Annotated in this window: 12 protein-coding genes; 5 read left to right on the forward strand and 7 right to left on the reverse strand. The window is 64.8% G+C overall.

What is annotated here, in order from left to right:
- The 7 genes from AC1D15_RS09470 to AC1D15_RS09500 all read right to left on the reverse strand — a co-directional run.
- Positions 1–262 (reverse strand): hypothetical protein (locus tag AC1D15_RS09470; RefSeq protein ID WP_477825784.1); only part of this gene is annotated, 262 nt, incomplete at its 3' end.
- A gap of 345 nt (positions 263–607) precedes the next feature.
- Positions 608–2,827 carry a copper-transporting P-type ATPase gene (locus tag AC1D15_RS09475; RefSeq protein ID WP_477825785.1) on the reverse strand — a complete coding sequence of 740 codons (2,220 nt, stop codon included), beginning with the start codon at positions 2,825–2,827 and terminating at the stop codon, positions 608–610.
- 151 nt (positions 2,828–2,978) lie between these two features.
- The gene (locus AC1D15_RS09480; RefSeq protein WP_465115136.1) at positions 2,979–3,653 is read right to left on the reverse strand and encodes a methyltransferase family protein; all 675 of its coding nucleotides are present in this window, start codon (positions 3,651–3,653) and stop codon (positions 2,979–2,981) included.
- Entirely contained in the window at positions 3,634–3,879 is a 246-nt protein-coding gene (locus AC1D15_RS09485; RefSeq protein WP_477825786.1) for a DUF2933 domain-containing protein, read from the reverse strand. The genes AC1D15_RS09480 and AC1D15_RS09485 overlap by 20 nt, the downstream gene beginning before the upstream one ends.
- A gap of 24 nt (positions 3,880–3,903) precedes the next feature.
- On the reverse strand, positions 3,904–4,140 hold the full coding sequence (locus AC1D15_RS09490) for a hypothetical protein (protein ID WP_477825787.1): 237 nt from the start codon (positions 4,138–4,140) through the stop codon (positions 3,904–3,906).
- 172 nt (positions 4,141–4,312) lie between these two features.
- The gene (locus AC1D15_RS09495) at positions 4,313–4,561 is read right to left on the reverse strand and encodes a hypothetical protein (RefSeq protein ID WP_477825788.1); all 249 of its coding nucleotides are present in this window, start codon (positions 4,559–4,561) and stop codon (positions 4,313–4,315) included.
- A 217-nt stretch (positions 4,562–4,778) separates the two neighbouring features.
- Positions 4,779–5,156, reverse strand: coding sequence for a hypothetical protein (locus tag AC1D15_RS09500; RefSeq protein WP_465115130.1), 378 nt, complete (start codon positions 5,154–5,156; stop codon positions 4,779–4,781).
- A 145-nt stretch (positions 5,157–5,301) separates the two neighbouring features.
- Here AC1D15_RS09500 and AC1D15_RS09505 point away from each other — a divergent pair, with 145 nt between their 5' ends.
- From AC1D15_RS09505 to AC1D15_RS09525, 5 genes are all read left to right on the forward strand, one after another.
- On the forward strand, positions 5,302–5,715 hold the full coding sequence (locus AC1D15_RS09505) for a DUF2946 family protein (protein ID WP_477825789.1): 414 nt from the start codon (positions 5,302–5,304) through the stop codon (positions 5,713–5,715).
- 114 nt (positions 5,716–5,829) lie between these two features.
- Positions 5,830–6,162, forward strand: a complete 333-nt coding sequence (locus AC1D15_RS09510) for a hypothetical protein (protein WP_477825790.1) — start codon at positions 5,830–5,832, stop codon at positions 6,160–6,162.
- Positions 6,159–7,556 (forward strand): TolC family protein, encoded by a 1,398-nt coding sequence (locus AC1D15_RS09515; protein WP_465115125.1) that lies wholly within the window; start codon positions 6,159–6,161, stop codon positions 7,554–7,556. Before AC1D15_RS09510 ends, AC1D15_RS09515 begins: the two co-directional genes overlap by 4 nt.
- A gap of 11 nt (positions 7,557–7,567) precedes the next feature.
- A complete protein-coding gene (locus AC1D15_RS09520) occupies positions 7,568–8,935 on the forward strand; it encodes a multicopper oxidase family protein (RefSeq protein ID WP_465115123.1) in 1,368 nt (455 codons plus the stop codon).
- Between the two features lie 28 nt (positions 8,936–8,963).
- A complete protein-coding gene (locus tag AC1D15_RS09525) occupies positions 8,964–9,461 on the forward strand; it encodes a cupredoxin domain-containing protein (RefSeq protein WP_465115121.1) in 498 nt (165 codons plus the stop codon).
- Positions 9,462–9,553 lie beyond the last annotated feature (92 nt).

A 9,553-nucleotide genomic window follows, 5' to 3' on the forward strand; every position in this document is an offset into this window, starting at 1 on the left:
GTGTAGAAGTGACCGGCGCGAGGACAGGTGGAACTTGGGCTTGCGCGCCCATGCGTCTCGCCGAGTCTTGCCACATCGCCACCGCGGCAGGCGGCGCGAATTCGACATCCGGATCGCCCACGTGGACCTGTACTGGAAGGCCGGGGCGAGCGGTGTCCGGAATGTCGGCCAGCGCATGAAGCATCAGCACGCCCGCCGTTTGCCCTCGCTCTGGCAGCAGGGTGCCAACCACACCGACGCCCATCGACAGGCCAGCCAGCACGCATCGGCCGGAAGTAGCTGCACGGATCGACGGGCGCGCTGCGTGATGACGGTCCAGCCGATCTCGCGCATCAGCGGGAAACCCTCGTCGAGGGTCGTCGCGGTGCGCGTAAGTAGAGAGCGTCGCACGTGCGCGACGTTCAACTTCAAGTAGGTCGCTCCAGCCACTCGCCGATGTGTGGTGCGGCTGCAGGCAGCACCACCACATTGGCGCCCGAATCGCGCAGGTCCTCCGGCAGCAGTGGGGGGCGGACAAAGAAGAAATAGCTGCCCAGGCCCACCAGCCACACGCCGCAGACTGCGAACAGCCAATCTCCAAGACTGCGTTGACCTCGAGGTTCCACGCTCACTCCACGGTGACTGTCCGCAGGCGCAGAGCGTTGCCGATGACACTGACCGACGACAGGGCCATCGCAGCAGCGGCGACCACCGGTGACAGCAGCAGTCCGAAGAACGGATACAGCACTCCAGCCGCGAGCGGGATACCGGCCACGTTGTAGGCAAACGAGAGGAACAGGTTCTGGCGAATGTTCCTCATCGTTGCGTGCGACAGCGTCCGAGCCCGAACGATACCCATGAGGTCGCCTTTGAGCAGGGTGATGCCAGCGCTTTCCATCGCGACGTCAGTGCCGGTGCCCATGGCCACCCCGACCGTGGCCTGGGCGAGAGCGGGCGCATCGTTGACCCCGTCGCCCGCCATCGCGACGACTCGCCCTTCGCCCTGCAGGCGCTTGACGACAGCGGCCTTGTCTTCCGGGAACACTTCGGCGACCACCTCGTCGATGCCCAGCTGACGTCCGACAGCTTCCGCAGTGGTCTTGCCATCACCCGTCAGCATGACCACTCGAACGCCAGCTGCCTGCAGCGCCTTCAGCGCCTGAAGGGTTGTCGCCTTGATGGGGTCGGCAATCGCGACGAAGCCGGCCAACTTGCCACCGATGCTGACGAAGATGACCGTTGCCGCCTTCTGCCGCTGCGCTTCCGCCGCGACTGCGAGGCTGCCGGAGTCGATACCGTGCTCCGTCAGGAACTTGGGGCTTCCGGAGACAACGGTCTGTCCATCCACCGTTCCGATGACGCCCTTGCCGACCGGTGAGTCGAAGTCGACGACCGGTGACAGGGCGAGCTTGCGTTCCTGCGCATCCATCACGATGGCCATGGCCAGCGGGTGTTCGCTGGCACGCTCGACGCTCGCGAGCTTCTGCAATACGTCATCAGCGGAGAAGCCTGTCACCGGCTCGATGTGGACGACCTTCGGTCGTCCCTCAGTCAAAGTGCCTGTCTTGTCGACCACAAGGGTGTCGACCTTCTCCATCTTCTCCAGTGCCTCTGCGTCCCGGATGAGCACGCCGTGCTGCGCCCCCTTGCCGACACCAACCATGATGGACATCGGCGTAGCCAGGCCGAGCGCACACGGACAGGCGATGATGAGCACCGCCACGGCCGTGATGAGCGCGTAGCTGAATGCGGGCGACGGACCCCAGACAAGCCAGGCGACGAACGTCAGCGCGGCGGCCAGGATGACCACCGGCACGAACCAGCCCGCGACCTGGTCGGCCATCCGCTGGATGGGTGCGCGGCTGCGCTGGGCCGCTGCCACCATGTGGACGATTTGCGATAGCAGGGTGTCGGCACCAACCTTCTCCGCGCGCATCACGAAGCCGCCGGTCTGATTCAGCGTACCGGCAGTGACCTTCGAGCCAAGGGCCTTGGCCACTGGAATCGGCTCGCCGGTGACCATGGACTCGTCGACGTTGCCCTTGCCCTCAGTGAGCTCGCCATCCACCGGCACCTTCTCGCCAGGCCGCACGCGAAGGAGGTCGCCCACCTGGATGGCGTCGACCTGGACGGTTTCGTCGTTGCCTTGCGTGTCCACCTTGACCGCGGTCTTCGGCGCCAGGCCGAGCAGGGCCTTGATGGCACCTGAGGTCTTCTCCCGAGCGCGCAGTTCGAGGACCTGGCCCAGCAGCACCAGCACGGTGATGACCGCCGCGGCCTCGAAGTAGATGGCCACCGCTCCATCGGCCATGCGCAGGTTCGTTGGGAACAACTGTGGCGCCACCGTTCCGACGATGCTGTACAGCCAAGCCGCGCCCGTGCCCAGCGCTATGAGCGAGAACATGTTGAGACTGCGGTTCTTCACCGAGGCCACGGCGCGGACGAAGAAGGGCCAGCCCGCCCACAGCACTACCGGCGTTCCGAGCAGTAGTTGAATCCAGTTGGACAGCTGCTGCCCGAAGAGGTGGTCCAGGTTGGTGACGTGACCGCCCATCTCGAGCGCGAAGACTGGCACCGTCAACGCCGTGCCAATCCAGAACCGCCTCGTCATGTCCCGCAACTCGGGACTCTCTCCTTGGTCCGCCGTTGCCACGACCGGCTCCAGTGCCATGCCGCAGATGGGACAGTTGCCCGGCCCCATCTGGCGCACTTGCGGGTGCATCGGGCAGGTGTATTCGACCTGGCCGTGGTCACCCTTGGGCGCGGGCTTGGCTGTCGCCGGCGCGTCATGGTGGTCGTGATGCGCGTGCGCGGAGTGGTCGTGGGTCGTGCGGGAGGTGTTCGGCATTGCGCTCTCCTGTTCCTGTTGGCAGTGTCGACCTTCCAATCATGGGAATGTCAAGGGGCGCGCCATCGAGTGGTAGCGGGCCCGCAGCCACTGCGGCAGCACGAGCGCCAATCCGGCGCCCAGGACGATAGCGCCCAGGCCCGATGCCAGTTCAGCGCCCTTGGTGGCTGCCGACCCGCCGTGCATCGTCGTCCTTCGAGAACCGGGGAATGAACCGCGGCGTCACCGCTGCGTACGCACGCCACGCATCGCCAAACGCCTTCTCCGAGTCGCGCTCCTCCGAGATGGCCAGCCGCACGTACATCACGACGAGCACCGGGAACATCGCCAGCGTCAAGAGCGTCGGCCACTGGAGCAGGAACCCGAACATGATGGCGACGAAGCCGATGTATTGCGGGTGGCGCACGAACCGATACGGGCCCGCCGTGGCCAGTTGATGCCGGCGCTGCGCGTGATAGAGCACGTGCCAAGCGTTCGAGAGCAACGTGAAGCCCCCGAAGAGGAACACGAAGCTCAGGAGATGGAACATGCCGAAGTGCGGGTTGCCTTGCTGCCCCGTCACCAGCCACCAGAGGTGCCCGGCATCGTGGCCGAAGAGGTTCACTCCCGGGAACTTCGAACCCAGCCAGCCCGAAAGCAGGTAGATGGTCAGCGGGAAGCCGTACATCTCCGCGAACAAGGCGACAACGAAGGCAGAGTAAGCGCCGAAGCTGCGCCAATCGCGCAGGGTCGTTGGCTTGAAGAAGCTGTAGGCGAACCCGACGAAGATGACCGAGTTCAGGATGACCAGGCCCCACAGGCCGTAGTCATTGCTTGGGGCGTTCATCGTCGGTCCTTCCGGTGTTGCGGTGGCCGCCGTGACGGTGGTAGCCGTGATGCATGAACATGTGCATCAGCGGACACGCCAGCAGGAAGGCGTACGGCAGGAAGCCCAGTACGTGGGCACGGTGCTCGGTGAACAGGAGAAAACCGCCGACGGCCGCGACGACCAGGAGCGCAAGGCCCCCGCGCGAGCGCCAAAACGGAGGCGGGTCATGGTCGATGTTGTTCATGGCGTGACTCCAGTCGGGTGTCGGTTACTTGGTCGCAGGAGCCTTCATCCCCTCGCGGTCCATCACCATCTGCATCATCATTTCCATCATGTCCATGCGCTTGCCCATCGCTTCGGAGGACATGCCGCTTTTCTCGCCCTTCATCTGACCCATCATGGCCATGCCGTCCTGCATGGCCTTCATGTGGTCGACCATCGCCAACGCAGTCATCGACAGTGCAGTGACGCCGATGGCGAGGGTAGAGGCGAGGGTGGAACGCATCGTGAACTCCTTTGTTGCTGCAAGCGTCGCAGCAACTGACAGAGGAAGGCTTGATGCGCATCAAAGGAGTACGCGCCGTGCAGCCCTCTGTCAGCGCGCTGGTCGTGATGTCGGTCTGGGCGTTCTTCGCCGGAAGCTTCTTTGCCTGGCTGCGTCGACGGTTGGGCTGGGCTCAGTGCAGACCATGCGGGCCCATGCAGCCGCCCAGCACGTGAACCAGTAGGAACAAGGCCGCGCCAGCAAGAGCGCAGTTGCGTAGCCATTTCACCCAGGCGGGAGCCGGTTCGGTGCCCGCCGTCGCGCCACGCGGCTTGTAGATGGCAAGGACAGTGGCGAACAGAAGCGCGGCGACAGCAACTGCAGAGTCGGCCACCAGCTGCACGCGCAGATCATGCAAGCCCACGCCATCGAGCTCCGTCAAGGCGTCCCAGGGCCTCGAGCTCGCGCATCAAAGGCCTTCAGTGGCAGCACCCGCCAGCTTTGCCTGGCTTCGCAATGGCAGCTTCGGCTTGGACCTGCACGGGCGTGTAGCCGGCGTCCTGAATGGCATCAGCCAGAGCGGAAGCCCCGGCCAAGACCGGCAACGGACCTGGCAAGACCAAGGGCTTGCGCCGCGGGCGCCACGGCCAACGATTCAACTAGCCCTTCACCAACTTGATGCGAAGCGTTGTCTCCGCCGCCCCCTTGTTCGTCCACATCCAGCAGTAGTCCTGCTCGACTTTGGTGTTCAGTGTCCCTCCGTCCTTTGCGACCCGGTTCTTCTTCGCGGGGAAGCGGACCTGCTTGCCCTCGTGAAAGTGAATGTTGAAGTCCAGCGGCGAGCGCGCCTCAAACGACCAGGCTACCTTGGTCCCTTTCGGCAGCTTCTCGCAGGCCTCGACAAACTTGCCGGGGGCAATCGCGACTTCTTTGCTGAACTGGCTGGAGGCATCCCAATCAATCGGAACCATCTGGGCGGCTGCGGACTCGCTGAGCGCGAGGGCAATGACTGCAACGGTGAGCGTGAGTGTCTTCATACGCCCACTGTAGACTGCAGCCCGCCTCGGCTGCAGCCGGTCGTACCCGCTTGACCTTGTCACTGTGGCAAGGTTTAGGCTGTCTCCAGAGGCTAAATCAGCTTCCCTTTACTGGGGTAACCCCTCGCGTGCTAATCTGACCGCAGTGAAAACTGTTCGCATCTGCTTCCTGCTGCTGCTTGCCGTGCTGCTTCCCCTGAGGGGGGCGGTTGCGGCCGCCATGCTGTGTCCCGTGGGTAGCTCGGGCATGCAGAACGAGCTTCGCGTGCAGGACCGTTCGTCGACGCATGAGGCCATGGACCACGAGGCCGTGGACCCCGGTGAAGCGGCCCACGAGCACGCAGGCGCAGACCATGACCATGACCACAGCGGCCACCACCAATCGGCCTCTGACAAGTGCAACATGTGTTCGGCCTTCTGCTCGCTCACGCCCCTGGTGAGTGCTGCGGTCACGCTGCCTGAGCCGATCGGGCTCACCACGGTCAAGTTCACTGACCTCTCCGCTCCCCCGCCGAACTTCTTCTCGGACGGGCAAGAGCGTCCTCCCCGAACCATCTGACCCACCAAGGCCTCCGCGGGAGGCCTGACGGGGCTCGTGCGTCCGCTTCGCGGTCGGTGCGAGCGTCTCCTGGCTGTGGCAACGCCGAGCCGATGACTCACATGGTTTCGAACAATGAACAACTTCTTCTCCAGGCTGGCGCCTGCGGCGGCGCTATGCCTGCCTCTGCTCGCGCTTGCCCAGGCCAGGCGAGCGGACCCGGCTGACACAAAGGCTCCGGCACCGCCGTTGCGTTACCAGTCGGCCTTTGCCGACTACAAACCGTGGCAGGACGCCAAGACGGGCGACTGGCGTGCTCTCAACGACGCGCTGCGGGCTACCGGTGCAGGCGGCGGCCATGTGGGCCACACGATGCCAGCTGCCTCGCCCGCGGCTGCTTCTGCACCGACCCCCACGGCCTCGGCCCCCTCGCTCGACGGTCATCACATGCACGGAGGCAAGCAATGATGCGCCTGACAGCCGCTGCGGCCGCGGCCCTCGTGCTCGCAGGTTGTGCGTCGTTCTCCCAGGACGGCGGCGCCGGGAAGGTTTCCGAACTGACCAAGGAGCGCACGGGCCAGAGCGTCGCCTTCCAGCGCACCGAGGCTGATGTCGACTCGGCCGGCGCTCGCGTGTCCGAACTCCTCAAGCAGCCGCTGACACCCGACAACGCGGTTGAGACTGCGTTGCTCAACAACCGAGGCCTCCAGGCAAGCTTCTCGGAGTTGGGCATCGCCGAGGCGGAACTGGTGCGGGCCGGGAGGTTGGCGAACCCAACCTTCAGTTTTGGACGCCTCAGTGGTGGAGGAGTCACCGAGATTGACCGCTCAGTGATGTTCAACTTACTGGGTCTGCTGACAATGCCAGTTGCAAGCCAGGTCGCGCAGCGCCAGCTCGAGCAAGCGCAGTACCAAGCGGCTTTCGATGCCGTAGGAGTGGCGGCCGAGGCGCGCAAGGCCTTCTTCGGCGCCGTGGCGGCCCAGGACCTGGTCAAGTACTACGAGCAGGTCAAGGAAGCCGCCGATGCCTCCAACGAGTTGGCGCGGCGAATGCAACAGGCCGGYAACTTCAACAAGCTGGCCCAGATGCGCGAGCAGTCGTTCTACGCCGATGCCACTGCCAATCTGGCCCGAGCCCGGCACCAGGCGGTTGCTGAGCGAGAGCGGCTCGTTCGCGCGCTCGGATTGTCGGGTGACCAGCTTGCCTTCAAGCTTCCCGAGCGCCTGCCCGACCTGCCCAAGTCGCCGCTCGAGCCAAAGAGTGCCGAACAGACCGCCATCGAGAAGCGCCTGGATGTCCTGATGGCCAGGCGCAGCGCCGAGGCGACGGCCAAGTCGCTCGGACTGACCAAGGCTACGCGCTTCATCAACGTGCTCGAGGTCGGCTATGCCAACAAGAGCCAGACGGGCGAGCCTCGGCAGAACGGCTATGAGATAGAACTCGAGCTGCCGTTGTTCGACTTCGGCTCGACGCGTGCGGCGCGCGCGGAAGCAACGTACATGCAGGCGGTGCACCGTACGGCCGAGGTCGCGGTCAACGCACGCTCCGAGGTCCGCGAGTCCTACTCGGCCTACAGGACAGCGTACGACCTTGCCAAGCACTACCGCGACGAGGTCGTGCCCCTGCGCAAGCGCATCTCCGACGAGAACATGCTTCGATACAACGGGATGCTGGCGAGTGTCTTCGAACTGCTCGCCGACGCGCGCGACCAGGTCACCAGTGTGACTGTCGCTGTTGAAGCGTTGCGCGACTACTGGGTCGCCGAGACCAACTTGCAGAGCGCGCTCACGGGGCGTTCACCCAGCGGCGCTCCAGCGATGGGTCCTGCCAAGTCCGCTTCCGCGGAGCAGGGTGCCCACTGAAGGAAATCGAGATGACAAACCGCAGAACATTCTTCAAGGCCGCCGGTGCGACCTTCCTCGGTGCCGCGGCGGTCAGCCGAGTGGGCGCCGCATCGCTACCGGAAGTCGTCATCCAAGCTGGTGCGGCGACGCAGCCGCCTCCGTCTCCGCCCACCGGTCGGCCCTTCAATCCCATCGTGACACTCAACGGGTGGTCGCTTCCGTGGCGCATGAAGGACGGCGTCAAGGAGTTTCACCTCGTCGCCGAGCCGGTGGTTCGCGAAATCGCGCCGGGCATGAAGGCCAACCTCTGGGGCTACAACGGCTCGAGCCCGGGCCCGACCATCGAGGCCGTCGAAGGCGACCGCATCCGCATCTTCGTCACCAACAAACTGCCGGAGGTGACCAGCGTCCATTGGCACGGCGTACTGCTGCCCTCCGGCATGGACGGCGTGACCGGCCTGACGCAGCCGCCCATCGGCGTGGGCAAGACCTTCATGTACGAGTTCGTGCTGCAGCGCCCGGGCACGCACATGTACCACCCGCACGCCGACGAGATGGTGCAGATGGCCATGGGAATGATGGGCCTGCTCATCATCCACCCCAAGGACCCGAAGCAGTATCGCGTCGACCGAGACTTCGGCTTCATCCTCAACGCCTACGACATCGAGCCGGGCAGCGCGACGCCGCGCGTCAACACCATGCTCGACTTCAACCTGTGGACCTGGAACAGCCGTGCGTTCCCGGGCATCGACCCGTTTGTCGCGCGCACGGGTGAGCGAGTTCGCATCCGAGTGGGCAACCTCACGATGACGAACCACCCCATCCACATGCACGGCCCGCACTTCGAAGTGACGGGCACCGATGGTGGTTGGGTGCCCAAGAGCGCACGGTGGCCTGAGGTGACGACTGACATCGCCGTGGGCCAGATGCGCGCGTTCGAGTTCGACGCCATCGCCGGCGACTGGGCCATTCACTGCCACAAGTCGCACCACACGATGAACGCCATGGGCCACGACGTGCCCACCATGATCGGCGTCGACCATCGCGACGTCGCCAAGAAGATTTCGGGCCTCGTGCCGGACTACATGGTCATGGGCGACAAGGGGATGCACGACATGGCCGAGATGGAGATGCCGCTGCCCGACAACACGCTGCCGATGATGACCGGCACTGGTCCCTTCGGTCCCATCGGCATGGGCGGCATGTTCAGCGTGGTCAAGGTGCGCGACAACGTTGCGCGCGGTGACCACCGCGACCCCGGTCCGTACAGGCATCCCGCCGGAACCCTTGCCAATGAGTACACGGCGGAGACGCCGCCGGCGCCTCACGCGACTGCACCCAAGGCCGACACCAACACGCTTCAGGTCCGCAAGCCCTCCGGGCACGCAGGCCATTGACCAACCTCGCCGCAACGGAAGACTTCCCATGAACACCAAGATTGCACTGTCCCTGACTGCCCTCGCGCTCGCCGCCTCGACTTCGCTTGCCTTCGCGCATGGAGACGAAGAACACGCTCAGCCACGCAARTACGACCCGACCAAAGTCGAGCCAACCGACTTCGGGCAGGAAGGCAACCCCAAGAAGGTCGCGCGAACCATCAAGGTCGACATGGCCGACAACATGCGCTTCACGCCCTCTGATGTCACCGTCAAGCGTGGCGAGACCGTGAAGTTCGTTGTTCACAACGACGGCAAGGTGCTCCACGAGATGGTGCTGGGCACGAAGAAGGCCATCGCCGAGCACGCCGAGCTGATGAAGAAGTTCCCGGAGATGGAACACGCCGACGCGAACATGGCCCACGTCAAGCCGGGCAAGGCCGGTGAAATCGTCTGGCAGTTCACCAAGGCCGGCGAGTTTCAGTTCGCCTGTCTGCAGCCCGGGCACTTCGAAGCCGGCATGGTCGGGAAGGTGACCGTCAAATGAGGCGCCGGCACGTCCTGTCTGCCGTCGGCGCGGGCTTCCCCGTAAAGGTCGCTCTCGTTGGCGATACGACCGTGACCCGCAGACGCTACGGC

This window comes from Rhizobacter sp. P2_H2 (genome assembly GCF_056403375.1).

Excerpts from the sequence above, each read along its gene's own strand:
- AC1D15_RS09475 (WP_477825785.1), bottom strand. The coding sequence starts at position 2,827 with ATGCCGAACACCTCCCGCACGACCCACGACCACTCCGCGCACGCGCAT.
- AC1D15_RS09480 (WP_465115136.1), bottom strand. The coding sequence starts at position 3,653 with ATGAACGCCCCAAGCAATGACTACGGCCTGTGGGGCCTGGTCATCCTG.
- AC1D15_RS09485 (WP_477825786.1), bottom strand. The coding sequence starts at position 3,879 with ATGAACAACATCGACCATGACCCGCCTCCGTTTTGGCGCTCGCGCGGG.
- AC1D15_RS09490 (WP_477825787.1), bottom strand. The coding sequence starts at position 4,140 with ATGCGTTCCACCCTCGCCTCTACCCTCGCCATCGGCGTCACTGCACTG.
- AC1D15_RS09500 (WP_465115130.1), bottom strand. The coding sequence starts at position 5,156 with ATGAAGACACTCACGCTCACCGTTGCAGTCATTGCCCTCGCGCTCAGC.
- AC1D15_RS09510 (WP_477825790.1), top strand. The coding sequence starts at position 5,830 with ATGAACAACTTCTTCTCCAGGCTGGCGCCTGCGGCGGCGCTATGCCTG.
- AC1D15_RS09520 (WP_465115123.1), top strand. The coding sequence starts at position 7,568 with ATGACAAACCGCAGAACATTCTTCAAGGCCGCCGGTGCGACCTTCCTC.